This is a genomic window from Streptomyces sp. NPDC033221 (assembly GCF_055577005.1).
Window position 1 is genome coordinate 65,210 of the sequence record NZ_JBVIQN010000039.1, and the last position, 21,415, is coordinate 86,624.

General features: G+C 70.3%; 19 protein-coding genes and 3 pseudogenes. 5 read left to right on the forward strand and 17 right to left on the reverse strand.

From position 1 onward, the window contains the following. The 5 genes and pseudogenes from ACZ53K_RS35905 to ACZ53K_RS35925 form a co-directional block, all read right to left on the reverse strand. Nucleotides 1–2,505, reverse strand: a 2,505-nt coding sequence (locus ACZ53K_RS35905) for a tetratricopeptide repeat protein (RefSeq protein WP_468845277.1), incomplete at its 3' end; no start/stop codon positions are given. A 200-nt stretch (nucleotides 2,506–2,705) separates the two neighbouring features. Further along, nucleotides 2,706–3,176 carry a hypothetical protein gene (locus ACZ53K_RS35910; protein ID WP_468845280.1) on the reverse strand — a complete coding sequence of 157 codons (471 nt, stop codon included), beginning with the start codon at nucleotides 3,174–3,176 and terminating at the stop codon, nucleotides 2,706–2,708. Between the two features lie 128 nt (nucleotides 3,177–3,304). Next, nucleotides 3,305–6,456 (reverse strand): annotated as a pseudogene (locus ACZ53K_RS35915) (Tn3 family transposase). Nucleotides 6,457–6,827: 371 nt separating this feature from the next. Then, complete coding sequence (locus tag ACZ53K_RS35920; protein ID WP_468845283.1) at nucleotides 6,828–7,694, reverse strand: AraC family transcriptional regulator; 867 nt, start codon at nucleotides 7,692–7,694, stop codon at nucleotides 6,828–6,830. Between the two features lie 54 nt (nucleotides 7,695–7,748). After that, entirely contained in the window at nucleotides 7,749–8,561 is an 813-nt protein-coding gene (locus ACZ53K_RS35925; RefSeq protein ID WP_468845285.1) for a phytanoyl-CoA dioxygenase family protein, read from the reverse strand. A gap of 313 nt (nucleotides 8,562–8,874) precedes the next feature. On the opposite strand from ACZ53K_RS35925, the pseudogene ACZ53K_RS35930 reads away from it, so the two are divergent. Further along, nucleotides 8,875–9,712: pseudogene (locus ACZ53K_RS35930) on the forward strand (IS5 family transposase). A 17-nt stretch (nucleotides 9,713–9,729) separates the two neighbouring features. Here the strand turns inward: ACZ53K_RS35930 and ACZ53K_RS35935 are convergent. Both ACZ53K_RS35935 and ACZ53K_RS35940 read right to left on the reverse strand, forming a co-directional pair. Continuing rightward, nucleotides 9,730–10,470: a class I SAM-dependent DNA methyltransferase gene (locus ACZ53K_RS35935; protein WP_468845287.1), complete on the reverse strand. Its 741-nt coding sequence runs from the start codon at nucleotides 10,468–10,470 to the stop codon at nucleotides 9,730–9,732. A gap of 174 nt (nucleotides 10,471–10,644) precedes the next feature. Next, complete coding sequence (locus ACZ53K_RS35940) at nucleotides 10,645–11,310, reverse strand: recombinase family protein (RefSeq protein WP_468845290.1); 666 nt, start codon at nucleotides 11,308–11,310, stop codon at nucleotides 10,645–10,647. A 257-nt stretch (nucleotides 11,311–11,567) separates the two neighbouring features. Here ACZ53K_RS35940 and ACZ53K_RS35945 point away from each other — a divergent pair, with 257 nt between their 5' ends. Further along, nucleotides 11,568–12,122 carry a hypothetical protein gene (locus ACZ53K_RS35945; protein ID WP_468845328.1) on the forward strand — a complete coding sequence of 185 codons (555 nt, stop codon included), beginning with the start codon at nucleotides 11,568–11,570 and terminating at the stop codon, nucleotides 12,120–12,122. A gap of 84 nt (nucleotides 12,123–12,206) precedes the next feature. On the opposite strand, the gene ACZ53K_RS35950 is transcribed toward ACZ53K_RS35945, so the two are convergent. After that, nucleotides 12,207–12,512 carry a hypothetical protein gene (locus ACZ53K_RS35950; RefSeq protein WP_468845293.1) on the reverse strand — a complete coding sequence of 102 codons (306 nt, stop codon included), beginning with the start codon at nucleotides 12,510–12,512 and terminating at the stop codon, nucleotides 12,207–12,209. Nucleotides 12,513–12,773: 261 nt separating this feature from the next. On the opposite strand from ACZ53K_RS35950, the gene ACZ53K_RS35955 reads away from it, so the two are divergent. From ACZ53K_RS35955 to ACZ53K_RS35965, 3 genes are all read left to right on the forward strand, one after another. After that, entirely contained in the window at nucleotides 12,774–13,130 is a 357-nt protein-coding gene (locus ACZ53K_RS35955; RefSeq protein ID WP_468845296.1) for an SPDY domain-containing protein, read from the forward strand. Nucleotides 13,131–13,516: 386 nt separating this feature from the next. Further along, on the forward strand, nucleotides 13,517–13,810 hold the full coding sequence (locus ACZ53K_RS35960) for a hypothetical protein (protein ID WP_468845298.1): 294 nt from the start codon (nucleotides 13,517–13,519) through the stop codon (nucleotides 13,808–13,810). Between the two features lie 192 nt (nucleotides 13,811–14,002). Further along, nucleotides 14,003–14,575 carry an SPDY domain-containing protein gene (locus ACZ53K_RS35965; RefSeq protein ID WP_468845330.1) on the forward strand — a complete coding sequence of 191 codons (573 nt, stop codon included), beginning with the start codon at nucleotides 14,003–14,005 and terminating at the stop codon, nucleotides 14,573–14,575. A gap of 72 nt (nucleotides 14,576–14,647) precedes the next feature. Here the strand turns inward: ACZ53K_RS35965 and ACZ53K_RS35970 are convergent, their stop codons facing one another. The 9 genes and pseudogenes from ACZ53K_RS35970 to ACZ53K_RS36010 form a co-directional block, all read right to left on the reverse strand. Further along, on the reverse strand, nucleotides 14,648–15,283 hold the full coding sequence (locus tag ACZ53K_RS35970; protein ID WP_468845301.1) for a hypothetical protein: 636 nt from the start codon (nucleotides 15,281–15,283) through the stop codon (nucleotides 14,648–14,650). A 135-nt stretch (nucleotides 15,284–15,418) separates the two neighbouring features. Then, nucleotides 15,419–15,853, reverse strand: a complete 435-nt coding sequence (locus ACZ53K_RS35975; protein ID WP_468845303.1) for a hypothetical protein — start codon at nucleotides 15,851–15,853, stop codon at nucleotides 15,419–15,421. A gap of 83 nt (nucleotides 15,854–15,936) precedes the next feature. Next, nucleotides 15,937–17,634 carry a relaxase/mobilization nuclease domain-containing protein gene (locus tag ACZ53K_RS35980; RefSeq protein ID WP_468845306.1) on the reverse strand — a complete coding sequence of 566 codons (1,698 nt, stop codon included), beginning with the start codon at nucleotides 17,632–17,634 and terminating at the stop codon, nucleotides 15,937–15,939. 15 nt (nucleotides 17,635–17,649) lie between these two features. Continuing rightward, nucleotides 17,650–18,291, reverse strand: coding sequence for a plasmid mobilization protein (locus tag ACZ53K_RS35985; protein ID WP_468845309.1), 642 nt, complete (start codon nucleotides 18,289–18,291; stop codon nucleotides 17,650–17,652). After that, complete coding sequence (locus ACZ53K_RS35990) at nucleotides 18,288–18,524, reverse strand: hypothetical protein (protein WP_468845312.1); 237 nt, start codon at nucleotides 18,522–18,524, stop codon at nucleotides 18,288–18,290. Before ACZ53K_RS35990 ends, ACZ53K_RS35985 begins: the two co-directional genes overlap by 4 nt. Nucleotides 18,525–18,632: 108 nt before the next feature. Next, on the reverse strand, nucleotides 18,633–18,824 hold the full coding sequence (locus ACZ53K_RS35995) for a hypothetical protein (protein WP_053804461.1): 192 nt from the start codon (nucleotides 18,822–18,824) through the stop codon (nucleotides 18,633–18,635). Next, nucleotides 18,821–20,140 (reverse strand): DUF2637 domain-containing protein, encoded by a 1,320-nt coding sequence (locus ACZ53K_RS36000; RefSeq protein ID WP_468845315.1) that lies wholly within the window; start codon nucleotides 20,138–20,140, stop codon nucleotides 18,821–18,823. Before ACZ53K_RS36000 ends, ACZ53K_RS35995 begins: the two co-directional genes overlap by 4 nt. Beyond that, complete coding sequence (locus tag ACZ53K_RS36005) at nucleotides 20,137–20,751, reverse strand: WhiB family transcriptional regulator (RefSeq protein ID WP_468845318.1); 615 nt, start codon at nucleotides 20,749–20,751, stop codon at nucleotides 20,137–20,139. The genes ACZ53K_RS36000 and ACZ53K_RS36005 overlap by 4 nt, the downstream gene beginning before the upstream one ends. 136 nt (nucleotides 20,752–20,887) lie before the next feature. Next, nucleotides 20,888–21,322 (reverse strand): annotated as a pseudogene (locus tag ACZ53K_RS36010) (ATP-binding protein); the annotation flags it as partial. Between the last annotated feature and the right edge of the window lie 93 nt (nucleotides 21,323–21,415).

Consider the following 21,415-nt stretch of genomic DNA (forward strand, 5'->3'; position numbering starts at 1 on the left):
GGCCGCGTCCCGCGCCTCCCCCCGCCACCGGGCCAGGCCGTGGCGGGCGGTCAGGGTGTCAGGGTGGTCGGGGCCCAACACCCGCAAGACGTCGGCCAGTAGTTCGGTGAGCGCCGTGACGGCCCCGACCGCATCCCCCGCCTCCCCCCGCCAGTGGGCCAGGGCGGCCCGTGTGATCAGGGTGTCGGGGTGGTCGGGGCCCAGCACGCGCAGGGAGTCGGCCAGTACCTCGGCGTACGTCGTGGCGGCTCCGGCCGCGTCCCGCGCCTCCCCCCGCCACCGGGCCAGGCCGTGGCGGGCGGTCAGGGTGTCAGGGTGGTCGGGGCCCAACACCCGCAAGACGTCGGGTAATGCCGCGGTGAGCGCGGTGACAGCCCCGACCGCATCCCCTGCCTCCCCTCGCCACCGGGCCAGGTTGTGGCGGACGGTCAGGGTGTTGGGGTGGTCGGGGCCCAGCACGCGCAGGGAGTCGGCCAGTACCTCGGCGTACGTCGTGGCGGCTCCGGCCGCGTCCCCCGCCTCCCCTCGCCACCGGGCCAGGTTGGCCCGCGCGGCCAGGGTGTCGGGGTGGTCGGGGCCCAACACCCGCAGCCGGTCGGTCAGCACCTCGGTGAGCCCGGCGGCGGTGCCGGCCGAGTCCCCCGCCTCCCCTCGCCACCGGGCCAGGTTGGCCCGCGCGGTCAGGGTGTCGGGGTGGTCGGGGCCCAGCACCCGCAAGGAGTCGGCCAGTAGTTCGGTGAGCCCGGCGGCGGCGCCGGCCGAGTCCCCCGCCTTCCCCCGCCACCGGGCCAGGTTGTGGCGGGCGGCCAGGGTGTCAGGGTGGTCGGCGCCCAGCACCCGCAAGGAGTCGGCCAGTAGTTCCGTGAGCGCGGTGACGGCCCCGGCCGCATCCCCCGCCTCCCCCCGCCACCGGGCCAGGTTGTGGCGGGCGGCCAGGGTGTCAGGGTGGTCGGCGCCCAGCACCCGCAAGGAGTCGGCCAGTAGTTCCGTGAGCGCGGTGACGGCCCCGGCCGCATCCCCCGCCTCCCCCCGCCACCGGGCCAGGCTGTGGCGGTCGGTCAAGGTGTCAGGGTCGTCTGGGCCCAGCACCCGCAAGGAGTCGGCCAGTAGTTCCGTGAGCGCGGTGACGGCCCCGGCCGCATCCCCCGCCTCCCCCCGCCACCGGGCCAGGTTGTGGCGGGCGGCCAGGGTATCGGGGTGGTCGGGGCCCAGGGTCTGGCGGGCGGTGGTGCACAAGTCCAGGAAATGGGTGCGGGCGGCGGCGACAAGTCCGGTGTGGCCGAGGCTGATTCCGGTGTGGAAGAGGACCGGGTGGCAGTCGGGTTGCCACAAAGCGTCTGCGGCGTGGGCGGTCAGGGCGGCGGTGTTGGCGCGCAGAGCCTGGGCGAGGGCGGTGTCGCGTTCGATCTCGGGCCAGGTTTCGTATAGGGCGTCGGCGCAGGCACGGGCCGCCAGGTCGCGTGCGGTGGGGCTGAGGGCTTCGCGGGTGGCACGTTGGACGAGGTTGTGGACGCGTACCTCCTGGTGAGGAGTGTGGGGGGTGTGGTCGGCCAGGCTGAGCCGGTGTAGGCAGCGCAGTGCGTCGGCCGCGTCGTCCACCCCGACCGCGTGCGGGGGTACGTCGGGATCGGTGCCACCGTCGGGGGTGCGGTGTTCGGTGAGGTAGACGAGGGCTGGGGGCGAGGTCAGGACGGTGGCGGGGATGCCGTTGGGGTCGAGCAGGGCCGCCAGGTGGAGCATGGGGCGGGCCAGGCCGCTCGGGCGGAGCCGGTCGGCGTGTTCGATGGATAGCGACCAGGTGGCAGCCACCGTGGCCCGGTGGGCATCTGGTAAGCCGCTGTCCTCTGGGACAAGGTCGGGCAGCGTGCGGGTGCGGTCGGCCAGCCGCTTGCGGTAGGTGGCGCAGTCCAGGTGGAGGTCGAGGAGATAGGTGACGGCCTGGGCCAGGGCCAGCGGCAGATGGCCCAGGTCGCGGGCGAGCGCCACGATCTGCTCGGGGTCGTCGTGGCGGCCTTGGGCGGCGAGTTTGGCCCGCAGGTAGTCGGCGGCCTCGCTCTTGGTGAACAGGCCGACGTCGATGGGGTAGCCGGGCAGGGCGGCGTCGCGGCGGCGGGTGGTGACCACGGTGCGGCCGTTCGGGCGCGCGGGCGGCCACAGGTCACCCCGCCCGTCCGTGCCGTTCAGGTGCGCGGGGTAACTCATGTCGTCGAGCACGATCAGCCATCGTCGGTCGGTGGACTGGGCCCAGGCCAGGAAACGGACAGCGGCCCGCTCAGGGTCGTCGAGACCGGCCCGTTGAAGGTCGTCGGGGTCGGTCACCGTGACGGCGGCCTCGGCGTAGGCGCTCAGGACCGCGTTTCTGCTGGTCGCGGTTACCCACACCAGCAGATCCACCGCCCCGGACTGCCACGCAGTGCGGGCGTGGTGGGCGGCGAGCTGCGTCTTGCCGACCCCACCAGTCCCGGACAGCGTTTGCGTCCCGCCCCCGGCCACCGCTTGATCCAAGGCATCGACGGCATCGCGGTGCTGGAAACAGTCCGCCTGCCGCGGGACCACCCCGACCGGCGGCCGCGGCCAGGAGAGCGGCGCCCGCGGCGCGGCATGGTGCGTCACCGAATCGGCGCGGCCGACCACCAGGGCTCCGGACTGCGCGTAGAGCGATGTCTGCGCAGAGATATACGGGGCCTGGCCTGTGCCGGGTGCGGTCAGCCCTGCTCCGGACCCGGCACCGGAGGGTTTCCAAGAGTCACGTCCCCCATGCGCAGGGCGGCCGCCGACCCGCGGTCGGCCTTGATGTCGGCATTGCCGCCGATGGCGATGCCGTCGTCCCCGGCCGTAACTGCGCCGGCGGCCTGCCGGGCCACCAGTTCACGCAGTTGCCCGGCGGCTTCCTCGCGGTCCGCCTCGTCCAGACTCTCCAGCAGGTCCTCGCACCGGGCCTGCCAGGATGCTTCCAGCCGGTTACGGACCTGGTCGGCGCCACCAGGGTCGGCGCGCTCCAGTGCAAGGGCCGTACGGTCCAGTCGTTCCAGGACTACCTGGGTTTCCCGCGCGTCCCGGCGGCCGAAGATCCGGGCCGCCCGGTCCCGGAATCCCGACCACACCTCGGTGCCGGCCGCCGAAGCCACCGCCGCCCCGAACGCCGAAGCCAGAACAACCAATGCCTGATCCAACATGTCATCCCCCTGCAAGACGGCCAGCCCTATGCCCGTATGCCCCTATGCCGGTAAAAGCGTACCGAGCCGGACACTCCACAGAACCGCCTCGGCAAACACTAAATCGAGGGCAGAACACGCAACGGCCGTCAGGCGTCTGCCCCGTCGTCGTCCTCGTCGAGACCGCCGGCCCCCGGGTCGCGCAGCGGGCGCAGACCGCCGTCGACCGGAGTGGAGGCGCGGAAGCTGTAGCGGCCGAGCACGTTGAGGTTGGCGTGCTTGAGCGGGGAGACGCGGGCGACGTCTTCGTCCAGGACGTCGTGCTCGCGCTCCTCGGCGGGCAGGGCCCGCAACTCCTCAACTGCGGCGTCGAGATAGCGGGTCGTCCACAGTACGGCGGCATTGAGCACGAGACCGAGCGCGCCGAGCTGGTCCTCCTGGCCCGTCTTGTACGCCTGCATGATCTGCCCGCGCTTTCCGTGGCAGATGTCCCGGGCGAGCTTGTGGCGGGACTCCTGCACGGTGAGCTGCCGGTTCATCTGCCGCCGGTAGGTGTCGTCGACCGGGTCGACCACCCGTAGCAGGTGCAGGGTCTTGGCGATCCGGCCGTATTCGGCGAACGCGGTGCCCAGCGGGGTGGGGCGTCCCTCGCGGCCGAACATCCGCAGCAGGTCGTAGGCGCGGACCTGCCCGGTGACCAGGGAGCCGACCACCCGGAGCATGTCCGGCCAGTGCGTGATCACCTTGTTCAGATTCACCTTGTTGCAGGCCAGAGGCTCCAACGGCCCGTACCCGCCGGTCTCCACCCCCGGCAGCTCCGCCCGCCAGAACCTCTGGTCGGCCAGGTCGCGGAAGCGGGGCGAGAAGTTGTAGCCGAGCAGGGAGAACAGGCCGAACACCATGTCGGAGTAGGAGGCGTTGTCGGTGGCCACCATGTCCGGCTTCACCCCGGCGTCCAGGTTCAGCAGGGTGTCCAGGATGTGCAGGGAGTCGCGCGGGGTGCCGGGCACGACCATCTGGCCGATGCCCGCTACCTGGTCGTTCACAGCGTTGAGCCAGGTGATGCCCCGTTTGAAGTGGTAGTACTTCGGCGACGGACCGGCGTTGATGGTCCGCTTGGGCACGACGAACCGCAGTCCGTCGACGGACGCGAGCAGGCCCTCGCCCCAGTGCTCCACGATTGGCACCCGTCCCTGGGCTTCGATCAGCTTCGCGTTCGCCGCGGCGATGGTGTCGGCGCGCAGGTAGTACTGGTCGACGTGGACCAGCCGGGCGCGGGTGAGTGCCTCGTCGTCGGCGTCGATGACGGGGGTGTAACCGATGTTGCATGCCTCGCTGACCAGTAGTGCGACCAGGGAGGTCTTCAGGTTCTCCATGCGGGTGCGGCCGTCCCCGAGGTGCACGAAGGCGTCCAGGAATCCGGTCCAGGAGTCCACCTCGAACAGCAGGTCCGGCAGGTCGATCTTCGGGAGCATCTTCGCGGTGGTCTTGCGTAGCCACTTCAGGGACTCGCTCTCGCCGAGCGCGCCGAGGCGGTCGACGTTCAGCTTTAACCGGCCGTTGGGCTGGACCTCGAAGCTGAGCTTCGCGTCCTGCCCGGCCTCCTCCAGGCGTTCGGCCATCAGCTGCCAGGCCGCGTCCAAAGCCCGTACCCGCCCGGCCAGGTGTTCGGCGACCGGGTCGTCCAGGCTCAGGCCGTGCAGTACGTCCTCGCAGACGGCTTCCCACTGCTTGCCGTCCAGCAGCCGCGCTCGCGGGTCCGCCCACCGGTTCGAGGGTGAGGCGAACACGTCGCGCCGGTTCAGTGCGCGGAACAGTTGCTCCAGTACGCACACCGCGTACGCGTCGCGGTCCACCGCGCCCTCGGGCAGGTCCGGGTTGGAGTACACCGCCTTCTCCACGGTGCTGGCACCAGCTTGGCGTCGATCTCACGCGGCAGCAGCGGCTTGGCCTTTACCTTCCGCCTCGCCAGTGCCGGGAGCCGCTTCACCGCCTCCAAGATCCGCTTGCCGCCGGAGGCCGCCCCCAGCGCGGGCGATTCCCCGAGCAGCGACAGGAAGGGGCGGACGGTGTTGTAGCGGGTGGCCAGCAGGCGCCGCATCTCCGCCTCGGCCTCCTCGTCCGCGGGCCCGATCAGCTCTCCCAGCAGCGCCGAGGCGGCCATCACCTCCTCGCGCGGCCCGATCTCCGTCTCCAGCGCCCGCCACATCGCGCCCGCGTCCAGGTCGGCACCGCTCTCGGTGAGCAGGTCCAACTGCTTGCTCCACAGCCGGAACACCCCGTCGAGCATCCGCGCCGACTTCGCCATGCGAGGCCGGGCCGCGAGCCAGTCCCGGTCCGTCGCCCGCCGCGCGGCGCTGATCAGCTTCACCTGCATCAGCACCGAGAACAGATCCAGCGCGTCGTCGATCGCGGACGCCTCCAGGTGCCGCACCACCGACGTCAGCAGCGCCGTGCGCTTCGGCTCCGGCGTGCGCTCCAGGATCGGCGCCTTCGACCCCAGGCCGACCCGCGCCAGCGTCGCCAGCCGGTTCGGCGGCACCTTGTCCAGCTTCACCCGGCCCAGCCGGAACGCCGAGATCTCATCCACCCGCTCCAACGCCTTCGCCAGGCTCGCGCCCGTCGTCCGCGTCGGCGGCCGGCGCAGCCGCTCCAGCTCCGAGATGCGCCGCCCCTCCGGCACCCCGAGCAGCGCCACCAGATCGGCCGACAGCGACGCGTCCGCCCGCCGCGCGGCGCCCTCCACCGTCGCGTACAGCCGCTTCTCCGCGACCTGACGCACGGAAGCGACCTGCTTGGCCAGCACACTCACGCCCGGCAGCAGCACCCGGTGGCGCCGCAGCCAGCCCACCGCCTGGTTGAACAGAGCCACCGGCCCCTCGGCGCCCGTCCACGCCCGTCCGTGCAGGAACGCGCGGAACTTGCGGCCCCACTCCGCGTCCTCGAACGGGTGGTAGCCGTAGGCGTCCCGGATTTCCCACGCGTGCTCGTACGCCGTCTTCGTCCGCTCCGTGTACCGCTTCACCGCCGACGCGTCCTTGATCTGCAACTGCGCGGCCAGGTGCTCGATGACCGGCCACGGCACGTCCAGCGGAGCGTCCACCAGGAACCGGCCGACGTACCGGACGGTGCACATCTGCACCGCGAAGCCCAGTTGGTGCGCCGTCGTACGGCGCAGCGCGATCAGGTCCCGGTCCACGTCGTCCAGGAAGAAGAACCGCTCCAGCTCCGGCCGCGTCGGCTCCTCCACGAACCGTCCGTACGCCGCCACTTGCTCATCAGTCAGGAATTCCACCGGCACCCGGCGGACGGTAGCCACCCGTCATCCGGGCCCACCGGGCTTCCAGAGAAAGCCGACGCCGCATCCATGAGCTGTGCTAAACGGCCATGATCAATCTCAGCGCCAACCACGGCTCGGTTGATCCCCGGGGCCGGACATGGCCGCGCACCTCGACATCACGCTGCCCACCGTGCCCGGCCCCCGCGCCGCGCCGGATGCCCAAGCCGGTGCCGGAGGAGCGGCACCGGACCGTACGGAGGCGTGACCTATCGGGTCAGGCGCAGGTTCCAGCCGCTGGCGCCGTGGCCGTCGTCGTAGCAGATCAGGGCCGGGGCGTAGGTCTCGGGGGTCGGGCGCCCGGCCTTCTCCAGCCCCGGGGCCTGCCGCTTTGTTCAGCCGTGCTCGGGCTCCACCGGGAGCCACAGTTCGGCGTCGGCCTCGGTCTTCTCCGGCGACAGGCGGGTGCGCAGGATCTCAGGGCCGGTGCGGGTGCGGTACGGGTTCGACGGGAACCACTCGGTGAACACGTCCCGCCACAGCTCCTGGATGGCCTGCGGTATCGGCCCCGAGGTGGTGAAGACCGCCCAGGTGCCGGCCGGGACGGCCAACGTGATCGTGCCCTCCAGAGCGGCCGCGGAGGTGATCACGCCGTGGTGGTAGTCGAGTTCGGTGCCCTCGGCGCGGCTGGGGTCCAGGTCGTCGCAGACCGCGACGATGCCGTGTGGCTCCTGGTCCGACAGTTTCTCCAGGCGCTCCAGGGTCTGCGGGTCGATCCCGCGGACAAAGTCCATGATCGCCTGGTTCGGCCCCGCATGCACCAGCGGTACCCGGGTCTTGAGCCCGACGACGGTGAAGTCCGCCTTGTCCACGACGCGGTAGCGCATACTGCTGCTCCCTTCGATGGTGAGGCGGAAGGCCATCCGGGACTGGGAGTTGAGCGCGGCGCCGGTCCGCCGGGCCTCGCCCGGTCCGATGCCGTGCATGGCACGGAACGCCCGCGCGAACGCCTCGCCGGAGCCGTAGCCATAGCGCACCGCGATCTCCAGCAGCGTCTCACGTCCCGCGAGTACTTCGGCGCCTGCGAGGGTGAGCCGACGGCGCCGGACGTACTCCGACAGCGGCATGCCCGCGAGCGCGGAGAACATCCGGCGCAGGTGGTACTCCGAGGTGGCCGCGATGCGTGCCAGCTCCTCCACGTCGACGGCCTGGTCGAGATGGCACTCGATGTGCTCCATGGCCTGGTTCAGCCGCTCCAGCATGCCCTGCCTCCTCCCTCTTCTCTCACCGCCACTTTGCCAGCGATGGCGGCACGTTTACGCTGCGCTGCAGTCGGTGCCGTCCCCGTCCGGACCGGGGGTGTCCTGTCCCAGACCCCGGCGGATCGCGATCTCCACGGGTGAGTACGTGCCGTCGGCCCGCTCCAGTTCGTACGGCGCGGCCGGCATCAGCGGCGGCTGGGCCATGAAGCGCGGCCGCACCCCATGGTGCGGTTGCGCCGCGTGCACCAGGAACGGATGGCACAAGAAGACGTCGCCCGGGGACCCGGTGGCGAGGGCGAGTGGCCGGTGGTCGGACGCCGCCACCAGATCGGGCGCGAGGGTCAGCCCGCTCGCCCCGTCCTCCCCGTACTTCTCCAGCACCTTCGGCACGTCGAGGTGCGAGCCGACCCGGATCCGGGTCGGGGCGTCCTCCTCACCGACCTCGCTGAACAGGAACAGCATCAGCAGCGCCCGGTCCCGGGAACGCAGATTGGTGAAGTACCAGCTCTCGCCCTCCGGCAGATAGCTCCCCTCGATGTGCCAGCCCGCATCGTCCGGCTCCTCCTCGTGCGGGAAGCGCAGCGGGAACGTGCCCAGCGAGTAGCGCGGCTCCCAGCGTCCCGCGCCGACGAGCAGGTCGTACGCGCGCTGCAGGGACGGGGAGTTGGGTGCGGCGGCGAACGGCCCCTGCGCCATGCCGGCCACCCAGTGCACGGGCCGCGTCCACGTCGACGGGTCGTCCGGGTCGCAGCCCGTCTCCCGCCACAGCAGCCGCGCGCAGTCCGCGGCCACGCGCGGCGCGACAGCGCCCTCCAACTTCACGAAGCCGTCGCGGAGGAAACGGGATACCAAGGTCGTGTCATCCATGCCCCCATCGTGCGGCGACACCGGCCCCGATCACCCGACATTCTCCGCACCGCCTTTGTCGGGTGATCACCGGAGCGCGGTCAGGCGGCGCACCGCCTATCCGACCGTGATCAATCTCAGCGGCACTTCCTGTACCGCAACTACACACCCGCTCTTCCTCGTATGTACCGAACGGGCCCGGCAAGCCGGGTGCGACGCCGAGCTGGGCCGCGCCGCCCTTGGCCCGATGGAAGGCGGGGATCACTTAGAACTCCTAACAAAATGATCTTCAAGGTGGTTGGATCACTCCGGGACTGATGATCCGGGGGTTGGAGTGGCTCGGCCGAAGCCGTGGGAAGTCGACCACGAGCTGTGGGCGGTGATCGAGCGGCTGCTACCGAAGGTGGAGCGTCGGCCCCGGCACCCCGGGCGAAGGCGGCATCCGGACCGGCTGGTGTTCCAGGGCATCCTGTTCGTCCTGCACACGGGGATCGCCTGGGAACATCTGCCGCAGGAACTCTGCTTCGGCTCGGGCATGACCTGCTGGCGCCGCCTGGCCGAGTGGACCGAGGCTGGAGTCTGGCCCCGGCTGCACGAGGTCCTTCTGGCCAAGCTTCGCAGCGCGAACGCCCTGGACTTCTCCCGGGCGGCCGTCGACGGCTCCCACATACGGGCATTGAAAGGGGGATCCAAGACGGGACGAAGCCCCGTTGACCGGGGCAGGACGGGCAGCAAACATCACCTGATCACCGACGCCACCGGTATCCCGCTCGCCGCCACCTTGACCGGCGGCAACCGCAACGACGTCACCCAGCTGATTCCGCTGCTTCAGGCGGTGCCGCCGGTGCGGGGCAAGCGCGGCCGGCCCCGGCACCGTCCGGACGTGGTGCTGGGCGACCGCGGCTACGACCACGACAAGTACCGCCGCCTCGTCTGGGATCTCGGCGTGAAGCCGCTCCCGTCGGGGCACCGAGCACGGCTCCGGACTCGGCACCCAACGCTGGGTCGTGGAGCGAGCATTCGCCCACCTGCACTGGTTCCGCCGCCTGCGGATCCGCTGGGAGATACGCGACGACATCCACGAAGCCTTCCTCACCCTCGGATGCGCACTGATCTGCTGGCGACGCCTGAATTCCCGACAGGAGTTTCAAGACAGGCACGGCCTACATTGACAGCCCGGTGGCCGACCTCAGGTTGGCTTGCGCCACACGGAGATGTGCTTCGCGGAGTCCTGGGTGAACGGAGTCTCGTCCCAGTCCGCAACGCGACGTTCCAGCTCGAGTCCAGCGATCCGTGCCATCAGGTCGAGCTCTGCCGGCCAGGCGTACCGGTGCCGGGAGTTGCCGCGGCGGTAGCGGCCGCCGTCGCCGTCGCGGGTGAAGTGGTGCGAGACGAGAATCTGCTCGACCAGGTCGAAGGTGTCGAAGCCGAGATGCTGATCGGAGACATCGAACGGCACCGCGACCTGGCCGGGCGGCAGGAACCGCAGCGGCGGCACACCCAGCTCGATGACGAATCGGCCGCCGGGCTCCAGATGCCGTGCGGCATTGCGGAAGCACTCGACCTGCTCGTCCTGAGTGAGCAGGTTCGTGATGGTGTTGTAGACGAGATAGACCAGGGTGAACTCACCGGGAACGACGGTGGTAGCCATGTCCCCGATGACTACCGGGAGCATGTTCTCGTCGATCTTGCGCCGCAGCACCGCTGCCATGTGCTCGGACAGTTCGATGCCCACTACCGGCACGCCGCGTTCCCGGAGCGGGACTCCCACTCGTCCGGTTCCGATGGCGAACTCCAGTGCCCGGCCGTCTCCGGCGAGCTCGGCGAGGAAGGCGAGAGTCGGTCCGAGAACGGCAGCCGAGGACGCTTCGGTCTCCTCGGCGTCGTAGCGGTCGGCGGTCGCACGGGTCCACAGTTCACTGCTCGTCACGGACGGGCACTTTGCCGGGTGCCGAGGGGCGCTGTCGACGCATTTATGTTCTCCGCGGCGCAGCGTGCACTGCCCACAACTCGTCGTCGCCTTCCCAGGGCTTCGGCCGAAGCACCCCGCACCCCGGATCATCATCAGTCCCGAAGTGATCCAACCACCTTGGAGATCATTTCGTTAGGAGTTCTTACTGCCCTCCAGCTGGCGCGGGACCCGGGAGGTCCGCAACACCTTGAGGTCCGGGATGTGGTTGTAGAGCGTGCCGACCGAGACGCCGAGGATCTCGGCGATGGTGGTGACGCTGTTCTCGGGGTTGGGCAGCATGTCCCGGGCCGCCCGGATGAGGTCGTCGTTGACGACCGACGGCCGCCCGCCGACCTTGCCCCGGGCGCGGGCGGCGGCCAGGCCCTCGCGGGTGCCGGCCACGATGAGTTCGCGGATGAACTCGGCCAGCGCCGCGAAGACGTGAAAGATCAGGCGCCCGCCCGGGGTCGTGGTGTCGAGCGCCTCATGGAGGGACTGAAAGCCGATCCCGCGCTCGCGGAGTTCGGCGACCATGTTGACGAGGTCCTGGAGCGAGCGGCCGTACCGGTCGAGGCTGGGCACCACGAGGGTGTCGCCGGGGTCGAGGAAGGCGTGGCACGCCTTCAGCTCCGGGCGCAGGTCGTTCTTGCCCGACTTCTTGTCGGCGAAGATCTTGCGGCAGCCCGCGGCGGTGAGGGCGTCGATCTGGCGGTCGAGCTTCTGCCCGCCGGTCGACACCCGGGCGTACCCGATCCGGATGTCGGTGAGGACCGCGGGTGAGGCGACGAGGAGTTTGGACGGCTCCAGAGGCGCGTTCATGCCCCCGATCCTCTCAGAAAACGGTGCCCGGAGGTTCTTGAAGACCCCAGGTTTCTGAAGGAGTTTTTGAAGGCCCCCGAGGTGTTTTTGAGCTTGAGTGGATGATCTTCAGAAAACGTTGGTTATTTGAGGGTGCTCGCGCCGCCCTCTAACTTCGCTTGCCACCAGTTCGGGAATGTGACTTAACTTTGCATTGGCGCCATGCAATAGTTAGGTCCGTCAGAAGGTGTGCCAGCTAAGGAAGTTGGAGGGTGAGGATGGCGATCCGGATCAGGCTTGGCGACTACGAGCGAGTGACCGGCGACGCGCTCGACCGTGATGCGATCGGGTACTTCCCGCGCATGACCGAGGCCGAGGCCCTGGAGGCCGGCCGCGGCGTCTGGCTCCTCAACTCGAAGGTCATCAGCCGCGAGCGGTTCGTACTCATCACCGATCGCGGCCAGGGCCTCGTCCGCGCCGTCGCCGAGATCACCGGCATCACCGAGCACGACACCGACCGCGGCCGCAAGAAAGCCCTGGAGGCCGACCCCCTCGGCCCCGGGCACCCGATGTACGACGCGTACATCAACCAGCCTGACCCGCTCGATAACGCCTCCCGCAACAGCATCGCCTACGGCGACCTCCCCGAAGAAGGCCCCTTCCGCACCCACGACTGCGCATGCGGCTGCGGCGAGACCACCACCCACGACTTCGTCCCCGGCCACGAACTCCGCGCGATCCAAGCCCGCGTCCGCGAACACTTCGGCGGCTCCGCACTCGCCTTCATCACCTGGCTCGACACTGAACTCCCGCCCGTCAAACAGGCCGCGTGACCTGAGCGCTCCGCCCGACACGACTGAGGGCCCGGGAACATCCCGGGCCCTCAGTCGCAACTCTCAGCTACATGTCGTCTGGTGTCAGCTTCGGGAGGACAGGGCCTCGTAGGGGGGATTGAGCCAGCCGGCATGGAAGAGGTCGGCGTGCCACGAGGTGCCGTCCGGTCTCGACCTCAGCCGGGTCTCGGCGCCGCCCATCGAGACCGTATGGAGATCGTGGCCCACCTCGCAGTAGTTCCCGAAGGGGGCGAAATGGTGCAGGAGGCAGTCCCGCACCTCATCCAGGTTGCCGCTGCAGGACCGAATCAGCTCCGTTGAAGCGCTGGTGACTGGGCGCTGGTGTACGACCAGACGCAAGTGGGAGATGTCGACAATGGTCGCGAGCATGCTGCCCCTTGAGGAAGGTGGGATGCCGGATGGGTGCTGGTATACGCAGTGTCCGGCCCTACTGTGCGGGGCGTGCCGTCGCAGGCCCCGACACGCGACCTTTGTGCTCCGGGCGGGTGACCGCAGGCTCAACCGTCGTCCGAGCGAGTTCGCCGGGGGCAGACGCTGAAAGCGCCCAACGGACTGGTGCAAGGCTGCAGGGGCATGTCAAGGTTGACGCCTTCCCTAGAAAACTGCAGGTCAGAGGAGGGAATCCCGGCCGTGAGCCTTGCACAACCTGGTTTCTCGACGTCTGTGGGTGCGCTGCGTGTGCGGACATGGCGGTTGGGTCCGGGCCAGCCCAGTGCTGTTATCGATCAGTTCCGCAATGAGGATTTCCGGCTCGTGGTCGATGACCGGGCGGACGTCCATATCAATTCGACCGACGGCCGCCTCTATCTCGGCTGGTTCCCGGGCGGGCGGCCCGGCGCGCGCAATGAGGGCTGGAAACTGGCGGTCACCGGTACCGCCGAAATCCCCGGCTACGACGTATCGTTCGACACCGAGACGCCTGCCGAGATCGTCGCTGCGGCCGTAGCCGCAGTCCTGGCGGCCTCCCGCCCGGTCCAGTCATCCTGACGAGCACACAGCAGCGGGGTGCTGGCGCCCCGCTGTTCGTCCGCCCGATTGGCGCACAGTTAGGGGCTGCTCGGTGCGGGGACCGGCGACCTGGGCCGGCGTTTGCGACCTCGCTCACACGCCGGTGTTCACACCACTGCCTGGCTTGATATCCGCGCCGGTCAATCTCGACGTGATCACCGGCCGCTGGAGTATTACCCGGCCAGCGTGCTGGCGCTGCCGTCACCGCCACTGCTGCCTTCCTGGCGCCGGCTCGTCACGCTGCACCACGGGCACCACCTGCCCTCCCGCCCATTCTCTCCTCCGCACCACGCCCGACGCGCCCCGCCGCACCTCGCCACAATCTTCTGGCCCGACCGGGCCCTCCCGTCACAAAGGAGAACAGCGTGACCACCGATATGGACATCACCGTTGGCGACATCATCGACCAGCTTTCCGCCCTGGACCGTGACGCCGTGATGCGGCTGGCGGTCAACCCCTTCTTCCCCATGTCCCACCACATACGTGCCGTGGTCGCCACCACGGACGAACGGGGCCGTCCCGTGGTCTACCTCGCTGACGGGCAGCAGGAAGGCCACCTTCCGCCCGAGGTCGCCCGCCGGCTCACCTGGCACCCGGACACCGAGGCTCCTCGGCGCGCTCGCCGCAGCGCTGCCCGCCCGGCCAGCCCCGACCAGTAACCGTTCCACCGACCGCCGGAGGCGCGCCTGAATCCGCACCACCCCTTCGACCTGTCCACCTCCGACTCCGATGATCCGGTCTACTGGGTCGTTCCCCGGCATCTGGCCGGGGACGACGGCGCACTGGCCCAGCAGGCCAGCGCCACTCTCACTGCCGCGGGCTGGTCGTGCTGGACCACGGCCCGGCGCACTCTGGTCTACGTCAGCCCGGACGCCCTACGCGGCGCCGAATGGGTCCTGCCCGACGTGCCGCTCCTGCTCGCGGACCTGCCGGTGGCCTGGCAGGTCTCCGCCCGAGCCGCGCCGGACCAGGCACGTCTGGCCTGGACCGCCTACTTCACCACCGGTACCCCGCCCGAGGCGATCAGTGCCTTCGCCCTGGCCCTCGACGCCCGTCCCGATCCGGCCGACGGCTTCGACGGCCCCAGCCACGTCATGGCCGCACTCACGGCCCAGGGGTGGCGACCAGACGTGGACCACTCCGAGACGACCGCGTGGGATGCCCGCTTGACCTGCTGCTTCACCCTGTGTGCCCTGCCAGAGCTGATCGAGGACCAGGACCCGCGCGAGGGCCTGGCCGGCTGGCAGGCATGGGCCGAGCCCGCCGTCGGCCAGCCGCCGTTGTGGGGCGCCACGTTCAGCCACTCCACGCCCCACGACCTCGTGAGCGCCTTCGCTGCGGCCCTGGCTTCGCCGGCACCGGTGATGCGACGCGTTCTGCCGGAGGCGGCGGCTGACCAACTCACCGTCCTGCCGCCCAGCTGACCAAGTGGCCGATAGGCCGGTGCCCGCCAACCGGAAACGGTTGGCGGGCACCGGCCTATCGGCATGTCTGCATCAAGTTGCCGTACGTGCCGTGCGGACCGCCTTGTGCACGTGAGCATCGACCAGGCCGGGGGAGCCGGAGACCACCACCAGCACCGTGCCCGTACGCACAGCCGTCTGCTTGAGCACGCTGCTGCGTCCGCCGACGGTGAAGGTGAGCGTCTGACTCCACTGCTCCTCGCTCAGAGGGGGAGCGGACTCCCTCTCCGTGGCGATCTCGATGGGGGTACTGCCGACGGTGACCCGGTAGGACGGGCACGACGCCATCGCAGCGAAGATGCGCCGGCCTCCGGCCGAGAGCTTGGAAGCGCTGTCGCTGTACAGGTCTTCGCTGACCTCCGAGTCGGCTTCGCCGCGGTAGGCGAAGGACACGCTCGCGTGGCGCGAGAAGCCCAGCCTCCCGCCGGCGGCGGCATCGCCGAGCTTCTCCAGGGCCGGGCAGCCCACCACCGTCACATCGTCGTGGCGGGTCTGCCGTACGGGTTTGACCGTGTAGCCCTGGCCGAGGTCCGCGGTCGTCAGCAACCGGTCCTGCAACTGGTCGGAGGACCGCGGGGAGTCAGGCTCGGGTTCGCCGGAGGGCTGGGTCGGAGAGGACGGCGTCTTACCCGTCGGGACGGTCGGGGTGGCCTGGGAACAACTGGACATGGTGAGGACAGAGACAGCGGCGAGGCTGGACAGGACGGTGGGACGCAGACGCACTGAAGAACCCCCAGGTGTAGACGACAGGGCTGACAGGCCGAGGCGGAAGCAGACTTCCGCCCGGCGAGCGGGGGTTCGTGGTCAGCGTCCGAGGTGCTTCAGGCCGTCCTGGACCGTGTCGTGCAGGCTGTTCAACGGGCCGCTGTTGCGGTTGTACCAGGCGGCATCGAGGCGCGGTTCGAGCGTCTCGTGACCGGCGGAGCAGCGCAACCAGATGCTCTCGCGCATCAGGAAGACGACCCAGGCCCGGTACGCTCCGCACTCGGGGCAGGCACGGACCTCGCCCTCGACCACCAGCGGCTCGTCCCAGCGCATCATCAGCCCGGCCAGCTGGTCGCGCGAGGGCACGCGCAGGTCCCGGGGCAGGAAATCCTGCTCCGCGTCCTGGTCAGCGCCCATTTCGGGGAAGTCCGGGATCTCGTCCAGGGCCGGCACCAGGTGCGCGTTCTGCGTCAGCTCCTCGTACTGCCGTTGAGCCGCCTGCTCGTTACGGCGTTCACGTATGCGCCGGAACACGTCGCCTCCCTCTCCTCGTCCTGCGGTCCACGAAGATCCTCTCGTACGGGACAGCCTGGGTTCTACTCACGAACCGGTGACGGTCACCGTGCGCGCCGACGAGCGTGCCGGCGGTCGGGCCGGGCAGTCGGAGGTGTCGGCGACGGACCGGTAAGCATCGCGGAAGTGTCCGCCGGCAGGTCCGCCGCTCGGCGCAGCCGCCAGACCAGCACATCACTGACCGACTCGGCGCTGTCCAGCTCCCGTCGGGCAGCGGCCTCCGACAGCAGCCCGGCCGGCTCGTGCCCCGCGGCCTCCGCGTCGGCAAGCGTGGCGGCCAGCGCGAACCATCCCGGTTCCGCCAGGACCTGCTCGGCCAGCTCCGGCACGGCCCGCCGGACGAAGTCGGCCTGCCGCTGCTGCAGCGGCTGGGCAAGCTGACGGCCCCGGCGGTAAAGGGCACCCATCGGCTGGCCGGCCGCGCTCTGGTAGGCGGTGCGCAGATGCTCGGCGGCCTGGTGGGCGGCAGCCGCCTGCTGGGCGTGGTGACGTTTGCCGTGCCAGCTCGCGGTCGCGACGGCAAGGAAGAACAGCGTGTCGATCAGCATCGCCGTCGTGGCGCCGTCTTCCCCGCGTCCCAGTGCCGGGCCGCTGTGCACAAGGTCGTGGGCGGCTTGACGCAGGGCGCGGTCGTGGCGGCGCTCGGCCCGTACGTGTGAGCGCGAGGCACGTTCGAAGGCGAAGGCGGCGTCCCGGAGTTCGCGGCGGGTGTGGGCGGCGGAGGTCTTGGCGAGAGCGTCGAGGACCTCACCGGCCGCGGCGATCTGGGCAGCGGCAGCCCCGTCATCGCCTTGGTCGATAACCAGTAGGGCTTGCCAGGTGGCCTGCGTCGCCGCACGGCGCGCAGCGGCCGGGGCCCCGGGCGAACGCTTCCTTCCCTGCCTCCTGCCGTCTTCGGACTGCTTCGGCTCTCCGAAGCGTTCGCGGATCCGGGGCAGCGACAGGTCCGGCGCCAGCTTGGAGCCGGAAAAGAAGACGGGTTCGCCTTCCCGGTTGCGGTTGTCCGGCAGCGCCACGGTGTAACCCAGCAGGTCGCCCGAGGGGGCCACCCTGCGTCGGACCAGCAGACCCGAGGAGGCGAGCCGGGCGAAGAACTCCGTCTCATCGGCGGCACCAGCCACCGACCGCCGCACGGTCTCCCGCAACTCTTCCCGGACGGTCCGCTCTCGGCCCTGACGCGTGGCCTTGTGGCGTTCGGCACTGGTCGGCCGCTGTGCGGCAGTCCGGTCGCCCTTGTTCAGACGGCGCAGCCCCAGTTCCACTTCCAAGACGCGGGCGGCGGCCTGGACGCGGGCGGCGTCGTGGTCCAGGTCGGGTTTGTAGCCATCCTCGCGGACCAGGGTGGCGACGACGTGGATGTGGTCGTCGGCGTGCCGCACGGCCGCCCAGCGGCACCCCGCTCCGTCGTCGGGGTCGTCGACGCCGGCAGCGGCGACCATGCGGCGGGCGATGTCGCCCCACTCCTCGTCGGTGAGGATGCGGTCCTCGGCGGCGTTGCGGACGGACAGGTGCCAAACGTGTTTCCCGGGCCGCTCGGACTCATCGATGTTCTTCAGCGGCTGGTCGAGGAGCTGCTGGAGTTGTTTGAGAGTGGCGGACCCGTCGCGGCCGGGATCGGGCGCGTTGTTGTCCCAGGACGCGACGAGGCGCGGATTGACGTGCTCCTCGTAATTGCCCGGCCCGTACAAGTAGTAAAGGAGGCCGAGAGTGCGCTGCCCGCGCTTGTGAATCCTGGGGACCATGCCGGTCGTGTATTCCTAGCCTTGATCGAGTAGTTGGTCGGTGGCGTGCTGGACGCGGCAGACGGCCCGTTCGGTGGCCGCGAGAACGGCATCGAGATCGGGTGGGCGAGCGTCGGCGTTGATGGCCCGGGTGAGCTGATTGAGGTTGTTGCCGACGCGTCCGAGGTGACGGCGGGCAGCGAAGAACTCAGCGATGATCTCCCGTTCGCCGGCGATCGTGCTGGCGGTCCGGTCGAGGTCGCGAGCGGCACTGAGGGCCGACCGCGCGAGGAAACCGGCGAGAGTAAGGCCGGCTGCGTTGGCGCCTGCGGTCACGCGGGTGAGTTCGTCGTCGCTGAAGCGGGTGTTGCGTACATGAGGGCGTTGGCGGCGTTGGTACTTGCGGCGGCGGGAGCGGTCTTTCGTCGGCGAGGCGGGCTCGGGCTGAGCGTGCTCTGTGCCCCGCTCCTGCCTCTGTGGCTGCGATCCGCCCTCGGTCGCAGCCTCCTCGTCCGGCGTCCCCCGGCGCCGGACGCCCCCTTGCCCCGCCGGGGCGAGGGGGCCCTTGGATACTCCGCCTTGGGCGGAGTATCCAAGGGGATAACTTGCTCGCGACGCGGTCGATTTGGCGCTCGGCTGCACCTGGTCGGACGGCGGGGGGTTACTCGGGTTCGTCATCGGATGGGGCGCTCCGGGGCGTAGGTGCGACGTTGGATCGCCGCTACGAGTTCGAGGACGGCCTGCGGTCCAGCGAGCACGCGGACCGGGGTGTCGGGGTGGTGCTGGACGAACCACTGACCGGTGGGCAGGGCAGTAGCCGTGTGCAGGAGGCCGAAGCGGACCAGGACGGTCGTCCAGGCGTCGGCTTCGGCGAAAATGCCAGGGTCGGCGGGTGGGCGAGGCTGCGGCATACGGTGGGATCCGTTACGGAAGTTGCAGGGTCGTGGCCCGGTGTGCTGGTCCCGGGCCACGACCGTGAGGTGGGGGAAGACGGCGCGTGGCGTGCGCCTATGACGGTCTCAGCCGCATTCGCGGCAGTGTTGGAAGTGGCGGCTGAGGGCCTTGGCCATCCGCTGACGGGCTCCGAGGGCACTGGTCTGACTGACCTTGCCGGACGTCGAGCCCTGGTGGCGCTCGGCATGATTGAGCATGAAGCGGATGTCCCGCTCGAACCCGGACTTGATGCGCTCGAAGCGCCGGCATGTTCTCACTGGGACTTCCTTTTCGGGCGGGGGAGATGCGCCAGAGCCTGGTCCGTGTAGAGACGTTCCTGCAGTTCGCGGAAGCGTTCGTTGCTGATCGGGATGTTGCGCTCGCGCAGGTAGGGGCGCAGCGCGGCCCGGGTCATGCGTCCTTCCTCCAGCGCGGCCTGGCGCGCGATGGGCAGGAGCACGCTCAGCGGGACCGGATCGCCCGTACCGGTCTGGGCGGTGGGCTTGTCGTTCTGCTCGGACCGGTCCGGGTTCGGTCCGGTGGTCCGGTCTGCGGCCGGTGCGGTGGTGCGCTCCGGACCCGGACCGGCCTGGCGGGCAGACTGCCCGGAGGGCTGGTCCGGGGCCGGAGCATCTGCCTGGTCTGCGGACCGGACGTTGGAGTGGTCCGGTGCCGGCCCGGTGGCGCGGTCCGCAGACCATCCGGCGCTCTGGTCCGGGGTTGAAGCACCTTGCTGGTCCGCAGACCGTGCGGCGGGTTGGTCCGCCCGCGATTCACTGTCCGGCCATGCGTGAGCCCGCCCTGCGGGGGCGTTGTCCGCCGGGTGGCCCGCAGCGTCGGACGATGCGGTGCTGTGTCGCGAAACCGACCTGGCCCGCCGGTCCGCTTGGACTGTTGGGGCCGGACGCCTGGTCTGCGCCGCCGTGTTGGTCCGCAGTCGGTTCCGTGAGGCGTGGCTGTCCGGGGCCGAGACGGTCTGCCGGTCCGCCAAGTGGTCCGGCAGACCGGTCCGGCTTGGCTGGTCCGCTGGTGCGCAGCCCAACCCGGTCTGCCGGACCGTCTGGTCCGCGGTCCGCGTGCCGCGTGGAGTTTCCCTCCGGGCCGCGGTTTCGGTCCGCCCGTCTGTGGTCCGGCTGGTCCGGAGGCTTTGGTCTGCGGGGTGGTGGCGGGTGATGAGGATGTACAGGTGGACCGCGCCGGCCAGGGCGAGCGGGGCGAGGGTGGACAAGATGGCGACGACCATGTCGCCGAGTCGCAGACCGGTCTGGTTGGTCTGCTGGTTGAGGCGGACCGCGTGCAGTGCGTTGGCCCAGATGCTGGCGAAGGTGGCGGTGCCGAAGAGCGTCCAGACATACAGCCGGGCCCGCAGGGGGGCTGCGGACAGCACCAGGAGGGCGCGTACGCCGTAGGCGATGAACCCGTCGATGACCAGCGGGAAGAGGTAGGTCAGGAATCCGCGCACGTGGATGGCGACAGCCATCTGCTGCAGGGCGTCGTAGCTCAGGGCGCATCCGGCGGCGCCCAGGGCGATGATGGCCAGCCGGTCCCATGAACCGATGGGGGCGACGGCGAGTGCCGTGGGGGGCTGTGTCACGCGGCCTCCCGGAGTTCCTCGACCAGTTCGTGGGTGTGGCGCTGGGGTGGAACTTCCACGTTGGGCAGGTCCGTGAGGTCGATGCCGTCCTCCTCGGCCTGCTGGTGGACGGCCCAGCACAGGTCCCGGTACGTGATGTCCTGTCGGGCCTCGCGCAGCAGGTCGCTGGCCCACTCGATGTTCACGCGCAGCAGGCGGGCCAGGCTTCGGGGGGACCAGTTCCGGCTCGCGGCGTGGCGGGCGACGGTGTTCCGCTCAGCGGCGCTCAGGCGGATGTCGCGGCCGTTGAGGACGGCGTGGATGCGGGCGTAGTCGAGGCGGTGCTCGGCCTTCTCGTGGAAGGGCCGGCGCTCAGCTTCGGTCAGGCCGCCCCAGATGCCTTCCTTGGTATCCGTGTCCAGCGCGGTGGCCAGGCAGAGCTGGCGTACCGGGCAGGTGCTACACATCTGCTTGGCCCGGGCGATGGCCGCTCGGTTGCGCGGCCCGGGGAAGAAGAGGCGATCTGAGGTGGCGGGGTCCAGGCCGTGGCACCGGGCGCGCCGGTGCCAGCTGTGGTCGGCGAGCCCGCGCAGGCCGCTGAGCGGGTGGTCGCCGGGGGTGATGTTGCGCAAGGGGAGTGCTCCGATGTGCCGTGTGGCCGGCGCGCGGCGCCACGAGCGCCCGTGGCGGGCGAGCCATGGCAGGCCGGGATGCGGCGGGGAAGGCGCGGGGCGAAGGCCGCGCCGGTTGGGCTAGGGCAGGGGAGGGTCAGCCGCGGGGTGCGAAGCGCCGGTCGGGGCCGTGGAATTCGACGGCGGTGCACATGCCGGACAGGCGGGACAGGACGCGGTCGCCGACCTTGTCGCGCAGGACGGGCTGGCGCGGGTCCATGGCGGTGGTGCGCACCGGTGCCAGGTTGCTGGTGACCAGTGTCGGCAGGCGGTTCTCGTCGCGCCAGGCCAGCAGCCTGAAGGTCAGCTCCTCGGTCCATTCGCTGTTCTTGGCGGCGCCGAGGTCGTCCAGGAGCAGCAGGGGGATGCGCACGATGTCGCGCAGCATCCACTCGACGTCGACTCCCGGGCGCGGGCGCATCTGACCGTAGAGGTCGGCGGCCTTGACGGCGTGCCAGCGCACCGCGCAGCCGACGGCGGTCAGTGAGCGGATCGCCCCGTACGCCTGGTGGGTTTTGCCGGTGCCGGTCGTTATCAACGGGGTCTGAGCCCCTCTCTTCTATGTCTGCGACGAGCGTCACCGTGAGCGTTCTGTGTCGTTGATGCATTGCTATCAATGGGAGTT